Below are 26,529 nucleotides of genomic sequence, written 5' to 3'. Positions count from 1 at the left end.
TTTCCAAAAGATTCTGAACATTTTATACAACTTATATGCTACTTTTTGCTAAAATGTAGCTAAGACGTTAAATTTAAGGGGATGAACACTTAATGAATTTACAAAACCAACACCCAAGTATATTAAGAAAAATGATTAGTAAAAATGAACTTACAGGTCATACAAGCGGAATGGCTAAAGGTTATGTCCAAGCTAATGTAGTCATATTACCCTCTATTTATGCATATGATTTTTTAAAATTCTGTTTCAGAAATCCAAAAACATGCCCACTTTTAGATGTTTCAGAAATTGGTTCAACCTCTTTTCCTACTTATGGTAAAGAAGCTAACATCACAAATGAAGTAGCACAATATAAAGTATACCGTTATGGCGAATTAGTAGAATCTCCTACTGACATATCTCATTTATTTAATGATGACATGGTCAGTTTTTTGATTGGCTGCAGCTTCACTTTTGAGCATGCTTTGTTAGAGGCGGGTCTACCAATACGTCACATTGAAGAAGAACATAATGTTCCAATGTACATAACAAATATTCCAGCCTCACCAAGTGGCCATTTCTCAGGAAATATCACTGTTAGTATGAGACCGATGACTATGCAACAAGCTATAAAAGCAACAGAAATTACGACACACTTTAAAAATGTTCATGGTACGCCAATACATATAGGAAATCCATCAGCAATTGGCATCGAAAACATAACAAATCCTGATTTTGGCGAACCTGTCACGATTAAAGAAAATGAAGTACCAGTATTTTGGGGCTGTGGTGTTACGCCTCAATCTGTTGCGTTAGATGCTAAACCAGAATTGATGATTACACATGCACCAGGACATATGTTTATCACTGACGTCCCAGATAGTCAGTTAAGCGATTAATTTCACTTGATACACATTTTTACACACTAATTTTAATGATGGAAATTTAAAAAGCAGCATGATAGCATCCACAAATACTAAGTGGCTGCTATATGCTGCTTTTCATTTTTATAATGGTTTTTATGATCAGTATGAAACAAGGTTGACTATTTTAAGATTAACATTTACATCATTTACTTATAACGTAGCATTATCGTGCTTCTAACTCTTCTTTCGAAACGACTGGATAATTTTTAAACCAAACTGAACATACATATCCTACGATTAAACCTATAACACCTACAATGGCGCCATAAATAATTATTTTTATCGGGTTATTGAAACCGAACATAACAAGAAAACCTGCGAGCGGGGTAGCTGTACCTGTCGCATCATTAATCATACCTGATGATGCTATCACCGCACCTGCTAAAGCACCACCAATAAAGTTAGCGGTATAGACGGGTACTGGATTGGCTGACACAACATCTGCTTGTGATAATGGTTCAATACAAACTGCAATTCTAGATTTACGATCTCCTAGTTTAAGTTTATTAAACATCGTACCGTTAATGAAAGATGATGCAAATGAAACCATGGCTGCAATTGCCATTGGCATCCCAGTTAAACCTAATAACGCAGTCAATGCCATGGAACTTAATGGTGCCGTTCCAACAACTGTAATGACGCCACCAAGTATAAGACCCATAATAATCGGGTTAATTTCTGTGGAACTTTGAATAATATCCCCAATTTTCAATAATGAATTATTTACTAATGGCGTAATTACAGTAGCTACTAATCTTGCTAGTGGCGCTATAATCAAAATACCCACTATTAAATCTACGCCGTCCGGCACTTTATGTTCTGCAAACTTCATTAAATAACCAATTGCATAACCAGCAACAAATCCTGGTATTAAATCTAAACCGCCACAAGCTGCTGCAATCACTAAAGCATACACAGGCGAAACCCCGATTGCTAAAGCTACCAAACCTGCAGCTGCCACACCGCCAAGTCCACCAGCAGCATCACCAAGATCTCCTAAAAATTTAATACCAAACAGATCTCCACCAACATACTTATGAAAAGCTTCCACTAAAAATGTTGCTATCGCTGCATTAGCTAATGCTCCCATTGCACGCATGCCATTAGGAGCACGATATGTAAATAATGTAAATAACACTAGTACAACGATTAAAAACAAGGTCCCTATTAAAATATCCATGAATCATTCTCCTCTTTCTTTGAACTGCTCACACAATAAATTTGTGCAATAAATCGTTCAATCCTTTCTAAATATGGATGGCAAAGCTACTTGCAAAAAATAAATATTAAAATATTTGAAAATCACAAAATATAAACTTTTCAATTTCCATATTTATATATTCTAACATAATTTTTTATTATATTCTGAACAATTTTATTAATTTCTAATTAAGCTCCGCGGAACATTTTTTAAAACAAATTTAATTTATTTTAAAATTTCACGCAATAATATTTTATTTATCCTGTTGAAAAATAAAAAAGAGTCGTAACATGATCCGTTGCAAACGTTGAATCATGTCACTAACTCCTATCGAAAAAGTTCAATATTTAATATCATCATGTCGATGCGTTGTTTTCAATCGTTTTTATTGGTTTTGCCGGAGAACCAACTGCAACTACATTCTCAGGAATATCCTTAGATACAACACTTCCCGCACCAATTACAGAGCCATTACCTATTGTTACTCCAGGTAAGACTATGACATTTGCGCCAATCCATACGTTATCTCCTATATGTATCGGTAACGCTTGTTCCAATCCTTGATTTCTATCTTGATATGCTAATGGATGTATCGCAGTGTAAAATCCACATTTTGGTCCAATAAACACATGATTGCCCACAAAAATTTTACCACCATCCATAAAATAACAATCATGATTGATAAACACCTGTTCACCTAAAAAAAGGTTATAACCATAATCGACATAAAATGGACTTAATAATTCCAAATTATTTGGTTCAGCATGTAACAATGCCTTCAAAATAGTTTGACGCTTTGCTTTATTGCTAGGTTTCGTTTGATTTAATTCAAAGCATAAGTCTTTAGCTATATTTCTTTCTTTATCCAAATTTTCATCGTAATTTGCGTCATACCATTGTCCAGCTAACATTTTTTCTTTTTCCCTCATATTACATCCCTCACTCATCTATAATAATTCACCAGATTAACTATATCATCGCGTCATGATATTTCTAAATAATTGTCTTATCACTATGCAATATAAGATAACCATTGATACATTAATGTACCTGCATAATTGCCAATCACATAACCTAATGTACCTACAATTAATATAGGTCCGACTAAATCAGTCCAACCTTTACCAATAGCTAATGCAGCTGCAGTAGTAGGACCTCCAGCAGTTGCATTACTTGCAAGTAATATCTCTTCAATGTTGAATTTCAATAATTTTCCTAACAACAAGCTCAAACCCAAGTTAAAGATTAAAATTATCATAACAAAAATAAATAACAACGGTGCCGTTTTTATAATCGTAACAAACGAGGCTGGTGTACCTATGACAACAAAGAAAATATAAATTAAGAATGTTCCAATTTCAGAGGCACCTGCTAATTTTTCAAAGAAGTCTCCCCAAATTGCAACGATGACAAGTGTTAAAGTTGTAAGTAAGAGATAGAAATCCCCAAAAAATGACACAAGTATAGTTAAGAGCAAATTACTTTGAGGTACAACATGTTGTATTAATTCAGAAAGTTTAAAGCTGATTGCAACGATTGCTATCGCTGCAGCGATTGAAAATGCGATATCTAATAATTGAATTTTTTTGGGTTGCCAAAATGATTGTTGTGCTGCCGGTGTATGATCACTATGATAATGTGTTTTAAAATGTTTTTTTATAAACGGAATGGATGGTATAGCAATTAATAACAGAAAATATAATGCCATGACACTATTATCTGCAACAACTGTGGATGAAACCATTTCTCCAGGCGTTTTTAATTTGGAACTTAAGGCCGCAAAATTCACTCCCCCACCAATGTAACTTCCAGTCATCATTGCCCCTATTTTTGATAAATAAGGTACTGAATGATTTAATATAATAAAAGCTACAGTTGTCCCTATCATGGTCCCTATTGACGCGATTAAAAAAATAAATAATAATCGCCGACTTTCTTTCCAAATTTTTAATATATTTGAACTAAAAAGTAGCAACGGTATAGATAGAGGAACAATATAATCCCACACGGTATCATAAACTGGTGCACTCGTTGGGATAACTTTAAAGTTAGAAAGTAACATCGCTCCTACCAATGCAATAATCGCTCCTGAAATCGTACTTGCCCATTGATATCGTTGTTCTAAAAAGATACTTATTGTGGCCCAAACTATAATAATCGCCCATAATACCCATGTATCATCTTTTCCTACTAGTGTACCCAAAACCATAAAATCACTCCCCTTTATTTTGCATGCATAAGATTAAATTTATTCTAACAATAAAACAGTTGTTTTTTTACAATTTTCTGAAAAATAAATTGTCATTACTTTTCCAACTTGATATTCTTACTAATGCAAGGGTACAAACAAGGGGGATTTTTATGAAACAAAAAATTGGTTTGATACTAGGACCGTTGCTTTTTCTTACTTTTTATTTTATTCCTGAGATTACTGGGCTAGATGACGCTCCTAGGGCCGTACTTGCTGTAACACTTTTTGTCGCCACGTGGTGGATTACAGAAGCGATTCCTATTCCGGCTACTTCACTCATACCACTTATTCTACTACCTTTAAGTGGAGGCACAGACGAACAAGTAGCTGCAAGTGCTTATGCTGATCCGATCGTCTTTATGTATATGGGGGGCTTCATTATTGCCTTGGCAATTGAAAAATGGAACTTACATAAACGTATCGCTATGACGATTATCGCTATGATGGGTTCTAATAGCAATAGGATTATTTTAGGTACCATGATTGCAACGGCATTTATATCGATGTGGATTTCAAATGCTGCAACAGCCTTAATGATGTTACCGATTGCATTGGCTTTAATACATGAAATCCAAAACGCACAATTTTTAAAGCCTGAGTCAGCACATAAGTTCAGTAAAGCTTTATTACTTACGGTCGCTTATTCCGCTTCTATAGGTGGTCTCGCAACATTAATTGGCTCAGTGCCAAATGCAGTTTTTGCTGCAATCGCTTCTTCAAGCTTAAATAGAACAGTTTCTTTTGCACAATGGATGATTTTTGCATTACCATTAACAATTATATTACTTATCATATTATATTTGTTAATGACAAAATGGCTCTTTAAAATTGAAGATGCAGATCAAATATCTTCTGATTTTGCTAAAAAATCATTACGTGATTTAGGACCTATGAGTCTAGAAGAAAAATTAACAGGTATTGTATTTCTATTTGTTAGTATATTATGGATTTGTGGTAGCCTGCTTCCATCTTCTCTCCACTTATCAGACACAGTTATTGCAATGATAGGTGCAGTGCTTTTATTTTTAATTCCAGCTAAATCCCACAAAGGTGGTTTACTTGTTTGGGATGATATGAGTAAACTCCCTTGGGGTATATTACTATTGTTTGGTGGCGGTCTTTCGTTAGCTGCTGCTTTTGAAGACTCTGGTTTAACAAAGTGGTTTGGGGGTATGCTAGGCGTTGTAAAACCGTTGCCACTCATTTTAATTGTTATCGTGCTTACGACTGGCATTTTATTCCTTACCGAAGTGATGTCTAATACAGCCGTATCAAATATGTTAATGCCAATCAGTATTGGATTTGCTGCAGCTATCAGCCAAGACCCTTTCATTATTATGGGTATTGTAGCAGTATCATCAACATGTGCTTTCATGTTGCCCATTTCAACACCACCAAATGCAGCGGTATTTAGTTCTGATGAATTAGAAATGAAAGATATGGTAAAAGCTGGTTTTATATTAAATATATTCACCATTATTGTCATATCACTATTTGCTTATTTCTGGTTACCAATTGCTTTTGGTCTCTAATTGAAACTTTAATTAGAATTGATGACCATATATTTTCATAAGCACGTCGTATACAACTAAGGTACGATAGTATGTAAATACTCTGGACGCATGTCACAGACTAAATTTTCATTTATAATATATGTATTATCATTAAAAGGAGTCATTACTTATGAAAACAATCATCAAAGGTGCAATAGCAGTCCTCTTAATCTTAGGTGTCGTAAAAACATTTCAAGATCACGATATCGTAGCAGAAACTACAAATTATTATCAACAATTTAAAGAAGGAGAAATACTACAAAATATTGAAAATGTTAACTTTGACTCTTTTAAAAATATCAATGTCGATGATTTCATTCCTTCAGATTTCTTTTAATATTTTAAAACGTATGCATCAAACTTGATGCCTTAGTTATAAATGATTAACATACTTTTTAGATATAGATGTACATGCAACCTAGCATCTCTCAATTCAAAACTAGATCAATAACATATCTATGTTAAATATCATATTAACAATACACGCTCAACTTTAGAAAACTTTACAAACATTGCAAAAGTACTTTCATCTTTCAAAGGATTTTACATTTGCTATAAAATATAACAAAACACTTTCGTTCAATTCATGCTTTTGCATGAATTGATATGAAAGTGTTTTTTACTACTACTTAATATAGAAGGTATTATCAAAGTCTATCCCCTTAAGGGCTACAAAATGATAATGCTAAATCAAATATTTCAATTAACTTTAAAACAAGACACACCCTACATTCATTACTAATTTTATAGAGTAAGCTTTACTATCAAAGTTGCAGTAAGTTGTTATTTCGTTAGTCCATAATAATCAAGCTACACACTATACTTAAGAAGTAATATAATCACCGCCATTTACATGAATGACTTGTCCTGTAATGTAAGAACTATCTGCATAAGACGCTAAAAATACATACGACGGTGCTAGTTCTGCGGGTTGTCCTCGGCGACCCATTGGCGTTTCTCCACCTTGATGTGCTACTTTTTCTTCTGAAAATGTAGCAGGTATTAAAGGTGTATATATCGGACCAGGTGCAACAGCATTTACACGTACGCCCCGTTCTATCAAACTTGTAGCTAAAGATCTTGTAAAAGCTACAATTGCCCCTTTGGTTGCTGAATAATCAATAAGATGCGCTGATCCTCTATATGCTGTTACACTTGTAGTATTGATAATGGCATCACCGTCTGCTAAATGTGGCGCTGCTGCTTGAGATAAAAACATCATGCCAAAAATATTAGTTTCAAACGTTTCTTTCACTTGCTCTGGCGTAATTTCTTGAAAACTATCCTGTGGAAATTGAACGCCACCATTATTTACTAAAATGTTTAAACCTCCAAAGTCTTTAACCACTTTATCAATTAATGCTTGAGCGTCTGACACTACCTTTAAATCATGTGCATAGGCTTTAGCTTTTACACCTATTCCTTTCAAATCATCCACTACTTTTTGAGCATCTTCATGTTCATCATAATAGCCAATAGCAACATTTGCACCTTCTCTTGCAAATAGCATCGCTACAGAACACCCAATGCCAGAATCACCGCCAGTAATCAGAGCAACCTTGCCCGTTAATTTGCCACCGCTTTTATAACCTTCCATCTCTGTTATAGGCTGTGGATTCATCTCTTTTTGAATACCTGGTTGTTTGTTTTGTGTATAACCTTTAATTTGCTTATGAAATTCTAATAAATTCATCATTATACCCCCATGTGTAATCATTGTGTCGTGTACTACATACCACGAATAGACAACGACAAACATATTTAAAAAAACCCGATACATAAATTAAAAATGCTGTGAATCATGTTATATGTTTATAACTTCATTCACAGCATTTTATTTAAGCTTATTAATAGAATGTTTTATTTTTTAAATTGAATGTTTTACAATTCGGCTTGAATGTATAAAAGACATAATTGCAAATATACAATACACAATTGAATATACTATCATGACAACATAAACTGGTGTCATACTTGTCGCATTATAAATACCCATAAAAGCTTTTGCTGCAAAGTAAGCATGCATCAGTGACACAACTAAAGGTAAGCCAAAGTTGAAAGTTACTTTTAACCCTAGTCCTTTCAACATATCCTGATGAGTATAACCAATTTTTCTTAAAATGCGAAAGTTCGGGATTTCATCTTCAGTCTCATCCATTTGTTTAATATAAATAATACACCCTGCTGCCACTAAAAATGCCAAACCTAAAAATGAAGTGACAAATAATAAAATGCCGACACTTTCATTCATTTCTTGTTTTATCATACCTTGTGATTGGATACTCGGTTCAATAGATTTTGCAATTTTCGTTGCTTTTGTCAAATCTGTATGATGTTTCAAATCATAACCGTATTGTTTATTCGTTTCTTTACCTTCTTGCTTGATTTGCTCATATTTATCCGAGCTTACTAATAATACTGGACCACCATAACTTACTTCGCTCATAAATGTCGCTTTATTACTGTCGCCAATCACCTTGAATGTTTCCGTATGACTATTTTTTAACTGAATCTCTTTATTTAAATCATATTTTACTATTCCAGAACCAGCTGCTAAGTTAATCAATTTAGCTTTATTTCCAGAAACTGCTTTATCATTAAAGTATTGATTGCTCGTAACAAACAAGGTTTTCATATTACCCATATTTGATTTTTGAAATACTTGATCATTTAATATATCGCCACGTGTCACTTCTTTATAGTCTTTCTTTACTTCAATGTGTGCTTTTTGTAATTTACTTTCAAATTGTTTTGCTTGTTTACTATCTTTAAAATTTAAGTCATGAGGTGCCATTAACTTTGTATTTTCATCCATCGTTGATTTACTAATTGCACCAAAACATAATACCGTTACGGTTACTGCTGAAATAGTTGCAATGATTGTTAATGATAATGCATTTTTCTTCATTCTGTGCATGATAGATGATGTAAACACAACGTCAGTGATTGACACATTGCCTTTTTTTGAACGTTTTAACGTTTTAAATATAAGCGAAACGGAACTACGGAAAAATAAATATGCCCCTAACACCGTTAAAAATAAAATGATAAATGGTGAATAGATAACCATATTGAGAAACTTACCAAACATTTCTGTTGAGATATAATATCCTACACCAATCATCACAATACCTAACACACCGAAGATCACTTCGATCACAGTGATTTGAGATTTGGTTGCTTCTGTGCGTGCATTGTCATTCATCATCATTAAAATACTACGCTTACGTAAAAAGATAAAACTTTGTATGAGTATGAGTACAAATGACACCACAATAAGCATCAATGTTTGTATGACTGCTGGCAATTGGAACGATAAGGATACGCTCATATTGATGTCTAATATTTTGAGCACGATCATCAGCAGCAATTTCGAACCAAATATGCCGATAATCATGCCGATAACGCCAGTTAATAAAAGCATCATCGCTTGCTCAATGACTAACATTCTCATGATGTTGTTTCTTGTTAAACCAATCAATTGATACAGCGCAAATTCACGCGTTCTACGCTTAATAAATAGTTGGTTTGCATACATTAAAAATATAACAATTATAAAGAATAAAAATACTGCGCCAATTTCTGAACCTTTTTGAATTGTCTTTAATGATTGCTCATTATTAATACTATTTGTATATTTTAAAGTTACAAAACTAAAATATAAAACGATACTGACAATTAAGGAAAATAAATACATGGCATAATGTCTAACGTTTTTCCTTAAATTCTTGATAACGATTTGATTAAAATTCATTTGCCACACCACCTAAGGCAGTTTGCATGTGAATGATGTTTTTATAAAATGCTTGATTACTATCCTCACCTTGATATATTTCTGAATGTATATCACCATCTTTTAGCATAATGACACGATTTGAATAACTAGCTGCAACGGGGTCGTGAGTGACCATTACGATGGTAGCATTCGTCTTTTGATTTAACTCTTCCAAACGGTTTAGTAAGTCTTGTGCACTTTTTGAATCTAAGGCACCTGTTGGTTCATCTGCAAAAATAATAGCAGGTTTGTGTACTGAAGCCCTTGCCGCAGCAGTACGTTGTTGTTGTCCTCCAGATATCTCATTTGGATATTTATGGCCCAGTTGACTAATACCTAATGCTTGCGTGACTTCGTTATAATTTTGCTCTTTTTCTTGTTTAGATAATTTTTGAATAGATAGTGGTAACATTATATTTTCTTTAACAGTTAATGTATTAAGCACACTATAATTTTGGAAAATAAAACCTATTTCTTTTTTACGAAAGTCTGCTAATGCTTTATTACTCATTTTATTAATTTGATGACCATTAATTTCAACAGTACCACTCGTTATATAATCTATGGAACTAATCACATTAAGCAATGTCGTTTTTCCAGAGCCTGATGGCCCCATAATCGTCACAAATTCACCTTTTTCTATTGCAAAATCTATGCCTTTGAGTACTTCTTGTTTTCTATGTTTATTACCATAATTTTTAGTTAATCCTTCTACTTTAAGAATAGACATGTGTTACACTCCTTCAATCACTTTACTTTTATTTATATTTGTATCATAGCGAATTCACTTTATTTTCTCGTTTGATTTTACTAACAAATACATATTTTCAAATTACAAAACTGTCACATGTTTATTTCGTAATAAATTATATTTTTTTAAATTTTTTTGTCATAAAGTACTATAAACTTTTTTTATGCTATGTGCTATACTATTAAAATTGACTTTTAATAAAGGAGCACAGTTTATGCTAAATAAATTAAAGAAAGAATGGCTCACTGCACCAGGTACAAATATATTAGCAGGTATTGTTGTAGCACTTGCGTTAATTCCTGAAGCAATCTCATTCTCTATCATTGCAGGTGTAGATCCAATGGTTGGATTATATGCCTCGTTTATCATCGCTGTTGTCATTTCATTAGTTGGGGGTAGACCCGCAATGATATCAGCTGCTACTGGTGCTGTTGCTTTAGTTATTGTGCCATTAGTTCGAGATCATGGTATTCAATATTTACTTGCTGCCACCATTTTAATGGGAATCATTCAAATCATCTTTGGGTTGTTGAAAATAGGTAGACTTATGAAATTTATTCCAAATTCTGTAATGATTGGGTTTGTGAACGCATTAGCTATAATGATATTTATGACACAACTTAAACATATCTTTGGTATCTCCATGCCTACATACTTATTTGTCATTATCACACTATTAATCATTTATTTATTACCTCGTGTGTTCAATCGTATACCTGCACCATTAATTGCTATCGTCGTATTAACAATCGCATATTTAGTTACCGGGGCAGACGTTAAAACGGTTGGAGATTTAGGCGAAATTAAAAAAAGCTTACCGCAATTAATAATCCCAAATGTACCATTTAATATGGAGACTTTTAAAATTATATTTCCCTATGCCATATCAATGGCAATCGTAGGTCTTGTAGAAAGCTTATTAACCTCACGCATCGTCGATCAGGCAACCGATAGTTATAGCAACAAGAATCAAGAAGCTCGTGGACAAGGTATCGCAAACTTTATCACAGGCTTTTTCGGTGCAATGGGAGGTTGTGCTATGATTGGACAGTCGGTTATTAATGTGCGCTCAGGTGCAACCACACGACTTTCCACATTTACAGCGGGTGTATTTTTAATTATCTTAATTATGGTCTTTGGTGACTGGGTTGTTGAAATTCCAATGCCAATTTTAGCAGGCATCATGGTGATGGTTTCGGTAGGTACATTTAACTGGGGATCATTTAAATTTATTCAAAAAGCCCCACGTTCTGATGCATTTGTGATGATATTAACGGTCGTTATCGTTTTGTTCACAAGTAATCTAGCGCTTGGCGTCATTGTTGGTGTTATCATCAGTGCATTATGTTTTGCTACAAAGATATCCAATGTTTCTGTCCAATATGAGGAACAAAATCATCACGTCTATTATAAAGTTAAAGGACAAATTTTCTTTGTCTCTATCGATTCTTTAATGAATCAATTAGATTTAGAAATAAGAGATCAAACAATTTATCTCGATTTTAGCCAAGCACATCTATGGGATGATTCAGCTGTCAATGCAATAGATACTTTAATAGAAAATTATAAAAAGAAAAATAATATGATTTATGTAAAACATCTTAATAAAGACAGCCGTAAAATTGTTTCTGAACTCAGCAAAGTCAATCAGCAGCAACATCTAATATAACTTTGATTTAAATCATAAGCTAACATCACTTGTTACATACATACTGATGTTAGCTTATTTTGTTTCAAACAAACACATTGACTTTTATACCTATAGGGGGTATATTAAATTTAACAGATGACATACAAATAGCGTTTCGTTATAAATCTATAAAACAAAAGGAGGCAGTCACTGAGATGAGTAACAACAAAAAAACGACACTAGGCATTACGGGCATGACTTGTGCCGCGTGTGCAAACCGTATCGAAAAGAATTTAAATAAAATGGAAGATGTCACAGCAAATGTCAATGTCACAACCGAGAAAGCAACGATTGAATATAATTCAGATCATACTTCAATCGATGCTTTAACTCAAAAAATTAAAGATACAGGTTATGATGTTGTCACTGAAAAAGCTGATTTAGATGTCATCGGTATGACTTGCGCTGCATGTTCAAATCGTATTGAAAAAGTTCTTAATCGCACTGACGGTGTTGAACAAGCCAACGTCAATCTCACAACCGAAAATGCAACGATAAATTATAATCCAGAAGTGACATCTATAGATGAATTGATAAAGAAAATACAAAACATCGGCTATGATGCAAAAACCAAAGCAGCTCCTTCAGAAAAAAATTCACGCAAAGCTCAAGAATTAAAAGGGAAACGAAACAAATTAATCATTTCAGCCATCCTTTCTTTACCTTTATTATTGACGATGTTTGTCCATTTATTCGGACTACCATTACCGAGTTTCTTAATGAATCCCTGGTTTCAATTCATATTAGCTACACCTGTTCAATTTATAATTGGTTGGCAATTTTATGTAGGCGCTTATAAAAATCTACGAAATGGCTCAGCCAATATGGACGTATTAGTTGCTTTAGGTACGAGCGCAGCATTCTTTTACAGTATTTATGAAATGATAAAATGGTTGAACAATACAAATGATACACCTCATTTGTATTTTGAAACGAGTGCCGTATTAATAACACTTATCTTATTTGGTAAATATTTAGAAAGTCGTGCCAAAACACAAACTACCAATGCTTTAAGTGAATTGTTAAGCTTACAAGCCAAAGAAGCACGTATAATCAGAAATGGTAAAACACAGATGGTGCCACTCAGTGAAGTTGTTGTGGGAGATTATATACAAGTAAAACCAGGAGAAAAAATACCAGTTGATGGTCAAATAATTAAAGGTATGACTGCGATAGATGAATCTATGTTAACCGGTGAATCTATCCCTGTTGAAAAAACATTAAACGATAATGTGATAGGATCAACAATGAATAAAAACGGTACGATTACAATAGAAGCAACAAAAGTAGGAAAAGACACTGCTTTATCTTCTATTATTAAAGTAGTTGAAGACGCTCAAGGTTCAAAAGCGCCTATACAACGTTTAGCTGATACGATTTCTGGTTACTTTGTTCCTATTGTCGTAGGCATTGCTATACTCACATTTATCATTTGGATTGCTTTTGTTCAAACGGGCCAATTTGAACCTGCGCTTGTAGCAGCAATCGCTGTATTAGTGATCGCTTGCCCATGTGCATTGGGCCTCGCAACACCCACTTCAATTATGGTGGGTACTGGTAAGGCTGCTGAAAATGGTATTTTATTTAAAGGCGGCGAGCACATAGAACGTACGCACCAAGTCGATACAGTTGTTCTAGATAAAACAGGAACAATCACAAACGGTAAACCAATTGTGACTGATTTTGAGGGTAATAATGAAACCCTACAACTATTAGCTAGCGCAGAAAAAGATTCTGAACACCCATTAGCTGAAGCAATCGTCAATTATGCAAATGAAAAAAACATCGACTTATTAGAAACATCTGCTTTTGAAGCCGTACCTGGACACGGCATTCAAGCAAAGATTCATAACCAAGACGTATTTGTTGGCACACGTAAATTTATGAAAGATGCGCATATAGATGTTTCAATGTATGAAGATAATTTAGTTAAATATGAATACGAAGGTAAAACGGCTATGCTCATTGCTATTAATCAAACACTGCAAGGTGTGATTGCAGTCGCTGATACAGTCAAAGACTCTGCCGAGGAAGCAATACAACAACTACACGAATTAGGTATTTCCGTAACAATGCTTACAGGAGATAATGCACGAACAGCACAAGCGATTGCTAAACAAGTAGGTATAGACGCTGTAATTTCAGAAGTATTACCAGAAGAAAAAGCTTCAAAAATCGCTGAACTACAAGATAATAATAAAATTGTTGCTATGGTTGGAGATGGCGTTAATGACGCACCAGCATTAGTTCAAGCCGATATTGGCATTGCTATTGGTACAGGTACAGAAGTAGCAATAGAAGCAGCGGATGTCACTATTTTAGGCGGAGAATTATTATTAATTCCTAAAGCAATCAAAGCTAGTAATTCAACGATAAGCAATATCAGACAAAACTTATTTTGGGCGTTCGGCTATAACGTTGCCGGTATCCCTATTGCCGCTTTAGGTTTACTTGCACCATGGGTAGCTGGCGCAGCTATGGCATTAAGCTCCGTAAGTGTAGTAACCAATTCGCTTAGATTAAAACGAATGAAATTATAACTCAATTTTGTAATAATACTAATAATAAATATCCTTAATTTAAGGAGGTGATTCTTATGGCAACAGAAACAATTAAAGTTGATGGCATGAGCTGCGATCATTGTAAGCATGCAGTAGAATCTGCGCTGACGAATCTAAATGGCGTATCAACAGCTGATGTAAACCTTGAGGCTGGTAATGTTGAAGTCAATTTTGACGACAATAAAGTTACAATGACAAGCATGAAAGATGCTATCGAAGATCAAGGCTATGATGCTAAATAACCTGTACATTTATAAAATAAGGGCTGAGACGAAATCAAACGTCTTAGCCCTGTTTTTATATTACCTATTTAATTAACGCGAAGTTTACTATCCCCTGTATATATTACCTCTAATGTTGCATCTAGCGCATCCACAATAAGATTTTTCACAGCTGCATCTGTATAAAAAGCAATATGTGGAGATAGAATGACATCTTGTCGCTCTATCAATTCAACTAATACTGCATCATCCAATTGTGTATTGCGTTGATCACTTGGGAATAAGCCTTTCTCACCTTCATAAGTGTCTAATGCTGCTCCTTTTAATTTCCCACTATTCAATGCATCTATAAGCGCTTTTGTATCAACAATCGTACCGCGCGCACAATTAATAAACACGGCACCAGTTTTCATTTCTGTAAATACTGTCTCATTAAACAAATATGTATTATCCTTTGTCGCTGGGATATGTACAGTGACAATATCCGCGTCTTTAATTGCTTCACTCATGCTTTCCTGATATGTCAAATACGCTTCGCATGAAATTTGAGGTTCAATATCATATGCTACTACTTCTGAACCAAAACCTTCTGCAAAAATTTTACCAACAATGGAACCAATACGACCTGTACCAATAACTGCAACTTTTAAATCTTTTATAGAACGTGACAAAATACTTGGTTGCCATCTAAAATCATATGTTGCAGTTTTATTTTGTATATCATTAAAATTTCTAATTAAATTTAATGCTTGGGATACGGTATATTCAGCGATTGAATTTGGAGAATATGAAGGTACGTTGGTTATAACTAGTTCATATTGCTTAGCTAACTCAAGATTGTAACTATCAAATCCAGCACTTCTCTGAGCAATTTGCTTAATGCCATAATCATGTAATTTTTTATATACTGTTTCATCTAATTCAATTTGTTGTGACAATGATACCCCATCAAAACCTTTGACACGATCTACCGTTTCCAAAGATAAAATGTCACTATCTAAATCTACTAAAACCTGATTTTTTTCTGACCATTCATTAATAAAAGGGATATCTTCTTCTCTGACACCAAAAAGTTTAATGCTTTTCATTAATCGTTTCACTCCTAATCTGCTTCATATAAATGTTTTAATGATTGAATGCGTTCTGCGGCTTCCATTAAGCTATCATCATCCACTGCTAATGAAATACGTACATAGTGCCGCCCATGTTCACCAAATGGAACACCTGGCGCAACCAAAATGGATTTTTCTTTTAATAAATACGTTTCAAATGTTTCACCATCATAATGTTTAGGGGTTTTCAACCATAAAAATATGCCACCATTCATCGGTTCAAAAGGGATTCCCACTGCATTCAATTTAGCAGTGAACTTATCTCTACGAACTTTAAATATTTCATTTTGACTCAAGAGAAAATCATCATAGTGATTTAAAGCAAAGGTAGCCGCATCTTGCAGTGCACCAAACATACCAGCGTGCGTATGTGTTTGATATTTTTTCAATGCTTGTATCATATCTTTGTTTCCTACAGCAAAACCAACTCTAAAACCTGACATATTATATCCTTTTGATAAAGAGAAAACTTCTATTGCTAAGTTTTTAGCACCCTTTGATTGTAAAATACTTGGATTTTTATAATCAAAACCAAATGCATTGTAGGCAAAATCATGAACAATTTTAGTTTTTGTGCCTTGAAATTGTTTAATTGCTTTATCAAACACATCTTTTGTAGCAACTGAACCTGTAGGATTATTTGGATAAGTTAGATAAACTAAGCGCGTATTCAATAAGACATCTTTATCTATCGTATGCCATTGTGGCAAATAATAAGGTGGCTTTAACACAAGTGGTTGTGGCTTAGCATCTGCCAATAATACACCTGCTAAATAATCTGTATAACCTGGATCAGGAAGCAGCACATTTTCCCCTGGATTAACGATGCATGTAGGCAAAGCGACTAAGCCGTTTTTCGTACCATATAAGATACAAACTTCTTCATCCTTATCTAATTCAACCTCATATTGTCTTTTATAAAAATCCACGATTGCTTGCTTAAATGTTTCTTTCCCATGAAAAGCGACATATTTTTGATTTTCTGGTTTATAGATGGCTTCTGCGTAACAATCAAGAATACCTTTAGGCGTTGCACCATCAGGTATACCTACTGCCATATTAATCAATGGCAAAGGACCAGGCTCTATTTTACGCCCCATCGTTTTGCCAAAGTAACTATCCGGAATTTGTGATAATCGATCTGATATTACCATTAAAAGTCCTCCTTAAAATAAAAAACTATATGCCCCTTAAGTGACATATAGCTCTCACATGACACTTATCTATCAAGTATTTTACTTGTTGAATGTAGCACAGTACTTATGATAATAGATAAGTCTGTTGCTGAAGTTTCAACGGGTCAAGTCCCTCCACTTCTCTGGATAAGTTACTTTATAATTAAATTAATATTAATTTTATCAGAATATTCTAACATGTCAATATAAAAAAAGAGTGACTCGCTTGAGTCACTCTTTTTCTATATAGTTATCACATTAATTTTTGATTGAATCTTACCAACCAACCCAAGCGCCAGAACCTTGTGATTTATAAACTCCAACTGCTGTATCAATTTGGTCTTGAACAGACATACCCGAATGTTCGCCATGGCCTAATAGTTGGAATAATCCGTATGCTCCAGATGAAGCATTAACAGCATTTGCATTACCACCGCTTTCGCGTTGAATAACACCTTTCCATTGCGCAGCTGACACACCAGTACGCGATGCCATTTGATTAGCAATTGCATCAATACTTGACGTATTTGTAGTCACTGATGTAGATTTTGCACTTGTTTGTGCTGTTCTAACATTTGTAGTTGCTGAAGCTTTTGGTGCTTCTACTGCTGCTGGAGCAGTATATGATTGTTGTGAACGTACTTCACTTGCAGATTTTTCATTTGTATTAACACTAACTTCTGAACTTACATCTTGTGTAGTGTTAGGTGTTGAAGCTTGTGCACCAACTGCATGGTATTCCCATGACCATGTATTACCGTCTGATGTAAAATTAAACTCGTTACCATCTAGTACAAAATTATAGTTATACGCACCAGCGTGTAATGGTTTTTGATTTAATTCAGCTGAATCATTTAATGCTAATTCTGCTAAATGTGCTTTGTCGATGTTTTGTTCTGAAGCGTGAGCTTGATTGTTGTCAGATGCTGCTGCATATCCTGTTACGCCTAATGCTACTGCTAATGATGAAGCTAAAATTGATTTTTTCATAATAAAATAAATCCTCCAAATTTAATTTCTAATAAAATATATTTTCGATAATTTTTTTGTCGTATTTGCTAAAATTCTTTAAATTTTATGTTTTGTTTTTTGACCATAGTTAATATACCACATATTTTTATCAAACATATTACACTTACATAACAAAACTTTACAAAAATTATTCTGATTTGTAACATTGCAATCTTTTGTAATCATTTTATACAACGTTCTCAAATAATTATTATTGCTCATACGATTTATGAATACTGGCATAAAAAAAGTATTTTCACTTGAACCACTTCATTTTTTATATTGTCTGAAAAATTACAAACAACCGTTTTGTTACATAACTGTAATAATATATTTCGATATCTTTTTTATATATTGGGGTCAAACTTGCAAATTTTTTTGTACAAAATTAAAAAAGACCTTTGATTTGAGGCCTTTTTTAATGTTTTCTCTTACATTTTAACTATACGTATTTTCAATATATTACATTAATCAAGCATATATCTGCTTATTTTATGCTAAAAATTTAAATACTTCCTTATTATATAATTTCAAAACTTTCATATAGAACATATGGATTAAGAAACCTATCATAAACGGAACGACAAAAAAAGCGATAAATACATATAATAGATTAAGTAGTAACGGCGCTTCCATATGTCTAAATGCACTGATTGGCCCAACGAGTCCAATGATACCAAAACCTGCAGATTCTTTGGTACCTGCAATACCTAGCAATGCACCAAAAAAACCAGTGATTAGCGCATTGGTAAAGATAGGTAATAAAATGATAGGATGTCGAACCATATTAGGAATCATCATTTTTACACCACCTAAAAATATTGTGATAGGTACACCTGATCGATTTATTTTCATCGTACCTGCCACGAGAACTCCTTCACATGCTACGATACCTAATGAGGCTGAACCTGCTGCTAAACCACTAATATCAATAGCTAATGCTGTAGCCACTGTAGAAATTGGTGAAATGATGATGAAACTAAAGACAAGTGCAATAAGCATTGACATGATGATAGGTTGTAATTCTGTAAATGTATTAACTAAGTTACCGATACCAGTCGTAATTAATTGTATGTATGGTAATAACGTCAAACCAATCAAACCTGAAATTACACCAACGATGGTTGGTAAAATAATCAATGTGAGACTACCAAAACGTTCACCAATTACCAATATAAAAAATACTGCAATTGCTGCTGTAATCATTGTATTAATTAAGTCTCCTACTCCAGCAAGTACCCATACGCCATCTTTAAATTGCGCAACACCACTGCCAACAAAAGCTGAACTAGCAACTACAGCGGTCGCTAAAGGCGTTAAACTAAAGCGCATTGCAATCAAAGCACCTACCAATAGTGGAACTGTAAATTGAATACCTAAAACAACCTGTAGTAAAGATTCAAAAATGGCATGTTTCGGCGCTAAAAGCTTAAACACCTCACCTAAAATAGCATTAGGTATGAGCCCAGCAACAATTGCAATTGCTACTCCAGATAATACATTATTAATAAATTGTTTCGGACTTACTTTGATCATTGTGTGCCTCCTATGTTGTGATAAATAAAATATACCATATTATCGCAATTTTCAGAATATTTATTTGTGTAAAATTTTCCATTTCAAATTAAAAATGTAGTTAAGTATATTCTCAAAATTTTCCAACTCTACAGTATGCTTACAAATCACAAAAATTGCACACAAAATACGGACAGACATTCATATCTATTGCATGAACTTGTCTATCCGTATACTTTGGTTGCTATTCAAAACGATATTAAACCTTGTTGTCGCTAAAATTTAACATACTCTAGTACATGCGTATTATTGATGAAACCGTGTTATTAACATACCTTATTTTTCGTCCATGAATTCACGCGTCAATACTAAACCTTGTGTTGCATTCTCAAAAAATTCTAGCTTTTGTAGTGTATTTTGCTCTGGCAAGTGTTGCTCAAATTGTTCCCATATCCAAAAGGCAATATTTTCAGCAGTTGTATTCATTGATGGCAATGTTTCATTAACGAGTTGACCATCCAAATAAGTTGCGATTTTTTGATTATATATTTTATCTACTTCATTAAAATCTAATGCCAATCCGGTATCGTCTATTTCAGATAAAATTTCAATATCGAACTTATAATGTTGATTTGCTAAATCTTTGTGTGCTGTTTGACTGAAATATATTCGATTATCACAAGTGAATTCATAATAATTTTTAATAAGCACTGCATTACTACGGTATTTAAATTGTTCGGGTGGTTGTACTTGATCAAAATTCGTCATAGTTAAAATCTCCTTTTCAGCATTATATTTATCTATACCCTTTAAGGTAGAATATATGACCTCTGAGACCTCTGATGTTTTTAATATTAAATTTTAGGCTATAGAAAAATAATTGAAATAATTCAAATTAAAGGAGTATTTTATGACTATTCAAATACAACGCATTTATGAAAAACCACTTAAAGAAGGCGTTCGTGTACTTGTAGACCGTGTTTGGCCAAGAGGTATATCAAAAGATCAGGCCAATTTAGACCATTGGCTAAAAAATATTGCACCTACATCCGAGTTAAGAAAATGGTTTAATCACGATCCTCAACTTTATGCTGCATTTAAAGAAAAATACGAGAAAGAATTACGTGAAAATGAGGAACAACAAGAAGCTTTTAATGAATTGCAAGATATTATTGCTAACAGTAAGCAAGATGTCATTTTGCTATATGGTGCAAAAGATGAGCAACATAACCAAGCAATTGTGTTGCAACAATTATTACAATAAGGTGTGAGTACGATGACTCAGTGGCAAATTGATATAAATGATCCGGCTGTACAAACACTTATGAATCAAGATGAGACACTTGCAAAACTTATAAAGCAAATTGGCAACATAGAAATAACACTACGTACCAATCCGCTAAAATCGTTAATTCGTTCTATCATTGGACAGCAAATTACCAATACTGCCGCTTCAGCAATTTTCCAAAAATTTTCAGATGCTATACACAATCAATGGACCCTTGAATCGATTTTAAGTTTGAAGGAAACACAAATGAAACATATTGGTCTTTCAAAAACTAAAATCAACTATATTCAAAATTTGCTTGCATATATAGAACAAAATAAATTGGATTTTGCTAATTTACATGAATTAGATGATAAAACTGTAAAACAAGTTTTAACACAGGTCAAAGGGATTGGTCGTTGGACATCAGAAATATTTTTAATTTTTACATTAAAACGCGAAAATATATTGCCCATTTTTGATGTAGGTTTACAGAGAGCTGCACAATGGCTATATCAAACCTCAACCGCAGAAAGAAAAAAACAGCTCACTCTCTGTGCAAAACAATGGCATCCATATGCTTCATATGGAGCATTTTACTTGTGGGAAGCAATTCATCGAAATTTATTAAATTACGATTCTATTGACTCAGTTATAGATAAATCAACTTCTTAATAAGTTAATTTTATAGTTCCTAACTATGCCTTCAATATGGTAGAACAAAATTATATAAAATAATTTTGTTCTACCACATTGTTATCATTACATTATTTGGTAAATTGTGCCGTGATAGGCTAAAATATTTTCTAGACATTTATTGCTTATACAAACTTTTTTCACCTTTTGGCAATGATTCTATAAATTTTCTTGGGTTTTCCGCATAATCGTTGCCAACGCCACCTTTCATTCTTTGGAAATGTAGATGCGGTCCTGAAGTTTGAGAACCAGTATTACCAGAAAGTGCGATGATTTTTCCAGCTTCAACTTTGTCTCCAGGTTCCACTTTAAATTCATTTAAATGCATATACCATTGATGGTATACACCATTTTCTTCCCTAATTTGCACTACCTTACCACCTAACTCATTTTCAAAAGTTCTAGTTACCTTACCATCTGTTGCGGCAGTTACTGGTGTGTTTTTAGCTATACCATAGTCGATGCCATAGTGTTTACCATCAAAGTCATTATATTCATAATCACCAAAAGATTCTGTCTCTCTACTAATATTAAAAATACTTCTATCTGTTTCTTTTTCATCTTTATTTCCATCATTTTGTTGCACTAAATTTTCTCTTATATATCGTTGTACCGTATCTATATTTGTTAATAATAGTATTAACGGCACTAACACAATAATTAATAATAGTATCATTTTAAATGTATTTTTCACTATCTGATTCACCTTTTAAATTATGATATTAATATCATAATAAATGCTTTCATCTATATTTTGCTAATTATTCAACTTAAAATCTTCTCATACTTTCGTACTAAATGAATGGCACAAAAATATCAAAACACTTTTAGTAAACATATATCCATTGAATTCAGATATGAAAATCTCTTGATACCATTAATGTAAAATAAACGTCAATTTCTAATTTATTTTACTAGAAACCGACGTTTATTTTCAGTGACAAATATTTAAGCTCTATGCTTTTCTATTATTTTAATAAAATTTAAGAAATGCTAATGCGCACATTCTTACAAGTGATGTATATTAATATCTTCAAAATTTATGAAGCAATACCTATTCATTTAAATTACACGTTATAACTTTCTAACATATGTTCCATCAAAGTCCAAACGCGTTCAACATCTACTGATGTAGCAAAATATGCATTTTTTTCTTTGTTTGTAACATTATTTAAGTCGACTGACATTGTACCGTAAGTGAGTGAACTTTGATGTTCTATGTCGATATGTGTCTGTTGCATGGTAAATAAGTCTGGCTGCAATAAGTATAAAATTGTACACGCATCATGAATAGGACCGCCATCCATATTAAAATGCGTTTTATACGTAGATTTGAAAAATTTTAGTAGTTCAACAACAAATTTGGATATTTTATTATCAATAGCACTAAATCTTTGAATAACTTCATCTGTTGCTAAAACTTGATGTGTCACGTCTAGCCCAAAAACATTAATGTTAATACCACTTTCAAATACACGTGTAGCAGCTTCTGCATCTACCCAGATATTAAATTCAGCAGTAGGTGTCCAATTTCCGAAAGTACCGCCCCCCATGATAGTAATAGAATCAATGTATTGAGCAATACTAGGATCTTTAATTAATGCGGTAGCAACGTTAGTAAGCGGCCCCGTTGCTACAATTGTTACAGGGTCAGAGCTTTGTTTCAATGTTTTAATGATTACATCTGCAGCGTGATATTGTGTTGGTTTCAACGATGGTACTTCTGGTAATTTAGGTCCATCTAATCCAGAATCTCCGTGAATTTCAGAAGCAAACGAAGCAGGTTTTATGAGCGGACGTGAAGCACCTACTGATACTTCGATATCTCGTCTTCCCATAACTTCTAATACATTAAGTGCATTTTTGGTGTTTTTTTCAACTGCTTGATTTCCAGCTACAGTGGTCACTGCTAGTATATCAAGCGTGCTATGTTTCGCACCTGCAAGAATCAATGCTATCGCATCATCATGACCTGGGTCACAATCCATGATTATTTTTTTAGTCATTTAACACACTCCAATCTTCTTATATAAATATAAATTGTACTAACTTTATCTAAGTATCATTTTGAAGTTAATATTTTATTATTAAACACAACTACCTAAATCGCAACAACATGCTTTCAATTATATTGCTCTGTCTTTTTATACTACTGTTAAATCTATCATACTACTTTTCCATTGCATCCGCTTTTTATTTTTCCGAAAATTCACTTATTTTTTTATAAAATATCATCTTATTTGTACGAATTATGTTTGCTGTAATTAAAAAAACTGGTAAGTTAGTATCATTAAACAACTTGAGGTGGTCTTAAATGCGAGCAATTTTAATTGGTATATTAGCTGCTTTCTTTTTTTCTATTACATTCATATTAAACCATGCAATGTCTAACGACGGCGGAAGTTGGCTTTTTAGTGCGTCACTACGTTTTATTTTTATGTTTCCGTTTTTATTAATAATGGTTATTGGGAAGCATAAAACCCGCCATCATGTTGTTCTGTTGCATATTAAACAACATTTTTTCGCGTGGCTATTGTGGAGTTCTCTTGCCTTTGTCTTTTTCTATGTGCCTATAACTTTTGTATCAAATTATAGCCCGGGCTGGCTTATTTCTGCAACATGGCAATTAACTATTATTTGCGGCCTTCTCACTGCTCCTTTTTTCTACACATACATACAACAAGATACAGCTACAATTAAAGTGCGAGAACGAATCGCATGGCGCCCGTTAATTACATCGAGCATTATGATTCTAGGTGTTATTATTGTACAAATACCACACATTTCAAATATAGACTTGCATATATTTTTATTATCGGTTTTACCGTTAATCGTTGCGGCATTTTGTTATCCATTAGGCAATCGTAAAATGATGGTGCTTGTTGGCAATGACTTAAATACGATTGAACGGATTTATGGTATGACCTTAGTCACCTTACCATTATGGTTGCTCATCTTTCTCATTGGATTGGCTAGGCAAGGACCGCCATCTTCAAATCAAATCATGCAAACTTTCTTAGTTGCAATTTTCTCTGGTATTATCGCAACAACATTATTCTTCTATGCTACAAATATGGTAAAACACAATCAAACTAAGTTAGCTGCAGTTGAAGCAACACAAGCGATGGAAATCGTTTTTACATTAATTGGTGAAATGTTACTTTTAGGTTTAGCGTTACCAAATATATTGAGTATCGTTGGTATTATGATCATCACATTTGGTATCATTATCTATTGTTTTTTAAATAGTAAAATAAATAATCGTAAAATAGAAATAAAATAATGTTATAGTCAGTTATGTTTATTGACAACTTGTGCGTAAAGCAAGATAATTTGTCTGATGCTAATAACAAATATAGAGGTGTAATCAATTGAATCATACTCATATAGATCCCCGTATTATAAGAACAAAGAAATTATTAATGGATGCTTTTCGTGAAATTGCAAAAGAAAAAAAGTTAGTATCGATTACAGTTAAAGATATCACCGAACGTGCTACTGTCAATCGCGCTACTTTTTATGCTCATTTTTACGATAAATATGACATTATGGATTATACATTGTCTGAAACAATCTTAAAAAATTTAAATCAATCACTCAGTATGGTTGCAGAATTAAATGAAAATGCATTGTGTCAATGTTTTATTACAATCACTAGCTATATTCAAGATACGCACGAAGAGTGCCGTCTAAACAGTGAAGCATATGGTGAAATTGTCGAAAAAAGAATTAAAGAAGAATTAGAAGATATTTTTTTAAAATTAATGTCTGATGAACACAAAGATATAGATAGAGAAACGCTTGCTACAAGTGCACGTTTTCTTTCATGGGGGTTATACGGCATTGCCAAACATTGGTTTCATTCAAGTAAATTGCCTGCTGAAACGTATATCAACAAATCATTACCCTTCATTACATCACAACTTTCAAAACAAAAATAATTCACATACAATGAGTTTAGACAATGAAAATAGTTGTTCTGTAAACATTCACCCCCTCGTTAAACCATCAGTTATCATAACTTTATTATCACGAGGGGGATAATATATTTGAGTACAACAATTGTTTAAACATTGTGTTTCTTGATAAATTCTAATACTTCACCTGTTATCGCCACTGCATTATTGCTTTCTCCTTCCACTCCTCCGTAATGTAGGCCGATTAGTTCATTATTATCATTAAAGACAGGTGAGCCTGAATTCCCACCAAATGTGCTAGCACTATACGTCAATATGTTATCATTATTACTTTTGACTTTACCGGAACTTTCCCACATCGTTGCTAAAGGTTTGTCACCTGGATAACCAGTAACTGTTATTGGCTCATTGCTCGACACAGTGGTAGATTCTCCAATAGTGGCAGGTGTCACAACATCACCAACCGATTGTCCTTCACTGTTTTTATTAAAATGAATAACTACTAAGTCAGCATCACCAGGATATGCTATCACTTCTTTTGCCTTAAAAGTACCGTACGGAAAACTATTTTCATTTTCAGCAGCGGGCGCAAACGACAGATTTGCATTATTGTTATCCGCTACATGTTTATTCGTCAGCACTGTATTTTTACCAATAACCACACCGGTAGCAATCATTTCTCCTTTTTCTATGTAGCCAATTGATTGGTAATGACTCGTTCGAGTATTTTTAATTTGATGTCTATTTTCACCTGGTAGCATTACCCTTGGCGTGGCAGTACCTATTTGGTTGTGTTCATTACTCTGTTGTGAATCTGGCAAAGTTCCATTTTGCGTTTGTGCTTGCGTCTCATCATTGATAGCGCTTGATAAAAATAATAGAACACCTATAACGATGCTAACTAAAATATTTTTCAACAAAAGTACCT

Annotated in this window: 24 protein-coding genes and 1 riboswitch; of the genes, 10 read left to right on the top strand and 14 right to left on the bottom strand. The window is 33.5% G+C overall.

The annotated features are described in order from the left end of the window. Positions 1–92: 92 nt before the first annotated feature. Complete coding sequence (locus tag KA883_RS03120) at positions 93–878, top strand: putative hydro-lyase (RefSeq protein ID WP_046206730.1); 786 nt, start codon at positions 93–95, stop codon at positions 876–878. 190 nt (positions 879–1,068) lie between these two features. On the opposite strand, the gene KA883_RS03115 is transcribed toward KA883_RS03120, so the two are convergent. The 3 genes from KA883_RS03115 to KA883_RS03105 all read right to left on the bottom strand — a co-directional run bounded on the left by KA883_RS03115 (position 1,069) and on the right by KA883_RS03105 (position 4,315). Further along, the gene (locus KA883_RS03115) at positions 1,069–2,085 is read right to left on the bottom strand and encodes a PTS sugar transporter subunit IIC (RefSeq protein WP_046206729.1); all 1,017 of its coding nucleotides are present in this window, start codon (positions 2,083–2,085) and stop codon (positions 1,069–1,071) included. 377 nt (positions 2,086–2,462) lie between these two features. Continuing rightward, positions 2,463–3,035, bottom strand: a complete 573-nt coding sequence (locus tag KA883_RS03110) for a sugar O-acetyltransferase (protein ID WP_046206728.1) — start codon at positions 3,033–3,035, stop codon at positions 2,463–2,465. Between the two features lie 83 nt (positions 3,036–3,118). Next, on the bottom strand, positions 3,119–4,315 hold the full coding sequence (locus KA883_RS03105; RefSeq protein ID WP_046208802.1) for a DUF819 family protein: 1,197 nt from the start codon (positions 4,313–4,315) through the stop codon (positions 3,119–3,121). A 152-nt stretch (positions 4,316–4,467) separates the two neighbouring features. On the opposite strand from KA883_RS03105, the gene KA883_RS03100 reads away from it, so the two are divergent. Both KA883_RS03100 and KA883_RS03095 read left to right on the top strand, forming a co-directional pair. Continuing rightward, positions 4,468–5,889, top strand: a complete 1,422-nt coding sequence (locus KA883_RS03100) for an SLC13 family permease (RefSeq protein WP_064209234.1) — start codon at positions 4,468–4,470, stop codon at positions 5,887–5,889. A gap of 151 nt (positions 5,890–6,040) precedes the next feature. Next, on the top strand, positions 6,041–6,247 hold the full coding sequence (locus KA883_RS03095) for a hypothetical protein (protein ID WP_046206725.1): 207 nt from the start codon (positions 6,041–6,043) through the stop codon (positions 6,245–6,247). Positions 6,248–6,733: 486 nt separating this feature from the next. Here the strand turns inward: KA883_RS03095 and KA883_RS03090 are convergent, their stop codons facing one another. From KA883_RS03090 to KA883_RS03080, 3 genes are all read right to left on the bottom strand, one after another. After that, positions 6,734–7,603 carry an SDR family oxidoreductase gene (locus tag KA883_RS03090; protein ID WP_046206724.1) on the bottom strand — a complete coding sequence of 290 codons (870 nt, stop codon included), beginning with the start codon at positions 7,601–7,603 and terminating at the stop codon, positions 6,734–6,736. A 174-nt stretch (positions 7,604–7,777) separates the two neighbouring features. Beyond that, positions 7,778–9,664, bottom strand: coding sequence for an FtsX-like permease family protein (locus tag KA883_RS03085; RefSeq protein ID WP_210139860.1), 1,887 nt, complete (start codon positions 9,662–9,664; stop codon positions 7,778–7,780). Further along, the gene (locus KA883_RS03080) at positions 9,654–10,415 is read right to left on the bottom strand and encodes an ABC transporter ATP-binding protein (RefSeq protein WP_046206722.1); all 762 of its coding nucleotides are present in this window, start codon (positions 10,413–10,415) and stop codon (positions 9,654–9,656) included. Before KA883_RS03080 ends, KA883_RS03085 begins: the two co-directional genes overlap by 11 nt. A 235-nt stretch (positions 10,416–10,650) precedes the next feature. Between KA883_RS03080 and KA883_RS03075 the strand changes: the two genes are divergently transcribed. The 3 genes from KA883_RS03075 (at position 10,651) to copZ (ending at position 14,929) form a co-directional block, all read left to right on the top strand. Next, positions 10,651–12,105: a SulP family inorganic anion transporter gene (locus tag KA883_RS03075; RefSeq protein ID WP_064209231.1), complete on the top strand. Its 1,455-nt coding sequence runs from the start codon at positions 10,651–10,653 to the stop codon at positions 12,103–12,105. Between the two features lie 176 nt (positions 12,106–12,281). Next, on the top strand, positions 12,282–14,666 hold the full coding sequence (locus KA883_RS03070; RefSeq protein ID WP_046206720.1) for a heavy metal translocating P-type ATPase: 2,385 nt from the start codon (positions 12,282–12,284) through the stop codon (positions 14,664–14,666). Between the two features lie 56 nt (positions 14,667–14,722). Beyond that, the gene (gene copZ, locus KA883_RS03065) at positions 14,723–14,929 is read left to right on the top strand and encodes a copper chaperone CopZ (RefSeq protein WP_046206719.1); all 207 of its coding nucleotides are present in this window, start codon (positions 14,723–14,725) and stop codon (positions 14,927–14,929) included. 68 nt (positions 14,930–14,997) lie between these two features. On the opposite strand, the gene KA883_RS03060 is transcribed toward copZ, so the two are convergent. From KA883_RS03060 to KA883_RS03040, 5 genes are all read right to left on the bottom strand, one after another. Beyond that, complete coding sequence (locus KA883_RS03060; protein ID WP_046206718.1) at positions 14,998–15,996, bottom strand: D-lactate dehydrogenase; 999 nt, start codon at positions 15,994–15,996, stop codon at positions 14,998–15,000. Between the two features lie 14 nt (positions 15,997–16,010). Beyond that, on the bottom strand, positions 16,011–17,174 hold the full coding sequence (locus KA883_RS03055; RefSeq protein ID WP_210139859.1) for an aminotransferase class I/II-fold pyridoxal phosphate-dependent enzyme: 1,164 nt from the start codon (positions 17,172–17,174) through the stop codon (positions 16,011–16,013). A 62-nt stretch (positions 17,175–17,236) separates the two neighbouring features. Next, positions 17,237–17,349, bottom strand: a riboswitch (SAM riboswitch). Between the two features lie 122 nt (positions 17,350–17,471). Next, entirely contained in the window at positions 17,472–18,185 is a 714-nt protein-coding gene (locus KA883_RS03050) for a transglycosylase family protein (protein ID WP_046206716.1), read from the bottom strand. Positions 18,186–18,698: 513 nt separating this feature from the next. After that, positions 18,699–19,742 carry a PTS sugar transporter subunit IIC gene (locus KA883_RS03045; protein WP_210139858.1) on the bottom strand — a complete coding sequence of 348 codons (1,044 nt, stop codon included), beginning with the start codon at positions 19,740–19,742 and terminating at the stop codon, positions 18,699–18,701. 315 nt (positions 19,743–20,057) lie between these two features. Then, positions 20,058–20,489 carry a 6-pyruvoyl trahydropterin synthase family protein gene (locus KA883_RS03040; protein WP_046206714.1) on the bottom strand — a complete coding sequence of 144 codons (432 nt, stop codon included), beginning with the start codon at positions 20,487–20,489 and terminating at the stop codon, positions 20,058–20,060. Between the two features lie 142 nt (positions 20,490–20,631). Between KA883_RS03040 and KA883_RS03035 the strand changes: the two genes are divergently transcribed. Together KA883_RS03035 and KA883_RS03030 are read left to right on the top strand one after the other, a co-directional pair. Further along, positions 20,632–20,985 carry a DUF488 domain-containing protein gene (locus KA883_RS03035; RefSeq protein WP_046206713.1) on the top strand — a complete coding sequence of 118 codons (354 nt, stop codon included), beginning with the start codon at positions 20,632–20,634 and terminating at the stop codon, positions 20,983–20,985. Positions 20,986–20,997: 12 nt separating this feature from the next. Next, positions 20,998–21,663, top strand: coding sequence for a DNA-3-methyladenine glycosylase family protein (locus KA883_RS03030; protein ID WP_046206712.1), 666 nt, complete (start codon positions 20,998–21,000; stop codon positions 21,661–21,663). 139 nt (positions 21,664–21,802) lie between these two features. Here KA883_RS03030 and KA883_RS03025 read toward each other — a convergent pair whose 3' ends face one another. Both KA883_RS03025 and KA883_RS03020 read right to left on the bottom strand, forming a co-directional pair. Next, positions 21,803–22,360 (bottom strand): M23 family metallopeptidase, encoded by a 558-nt coding sequence (locus KA883_RS03025; RefSeq protein ID WP_226857789.1) that lies wholly within the window; start codon positions 22,358–22,360, stop codon positions 21,803–21,805. Between the two features lie 391 nt (positions 22,361–22,751). Continuing rightward, a complete protein-coding gene (locus KA883_RS03020) occupies positions 22,752–23,690 on the bottom strand; it encodes a nucleoside hydrolase (RefSeq protein ID WP_064209225.1) in 939 nt (312 codons plus the stop codon). 308 nt (positions 23,691–23,998) lie between these two features. On the opposite strand from KA883_RS03020, the gene KA883_RS03015 reads away from it, so the two are divergent. Further along, positions 23,999–24,967 (top strand): DMT family transporter, encoded by a 969-nt coding sequence (locus tag KA883_RS03015; protein WP_046206710.1) that lies wholly within the window; start codon positions 23,999–24,001, stop codon positions 24,965–24,967. An 88-nt stretch (positions 24,968–25,055) separates the two neighbouring features. Beyond that, positions 25,056–25,625 carry a TetR/AcrR family transcriptional regulator gene (locus tag KA883_RS03010; RefSeq protein ID WP_103161494.1) on the top strand — a complete coding sequence of 190 codons (570 nt, stop codon included), beginning with the start codon at positions 25,056–25,058 and terminating at the stop codon, positions 25,623–25,625. 125 nt (positions 25,626–25,750) lie between these two features. On the opposite strand, the gene KA883_RS03005 is transcribed toward KA883_RS03010, so the two are convergent. After that, positions 25,751–26,518, bottom strand: coding sequence for a trypsin-like serine peptidase (locus tag KA883_RS03005; RefSeq protein ID WP_080937841.1), 768 nt, complete (start codon positions 26,516–26,518; stop codon positions 25,751–25,753). Between the last annotated feature and the right edge of the window lie 11 nt (positions 26,519–26,529).

It is taken from the genome of Staphylococcus sp. GDY8P54P, assembly GCF_017892645.1.
In the GTDB taxonomy this organism is placed as follows: domain Bacteria; phylum Bacillota; class Bacilli; order Staphylococcales; family Staphylococcaceae; genus Staphylococcus; species Staphylococcus ureilyticus.
This window is presented reverse-complemented; position numbering and strand designations above follow the sequence as displayed.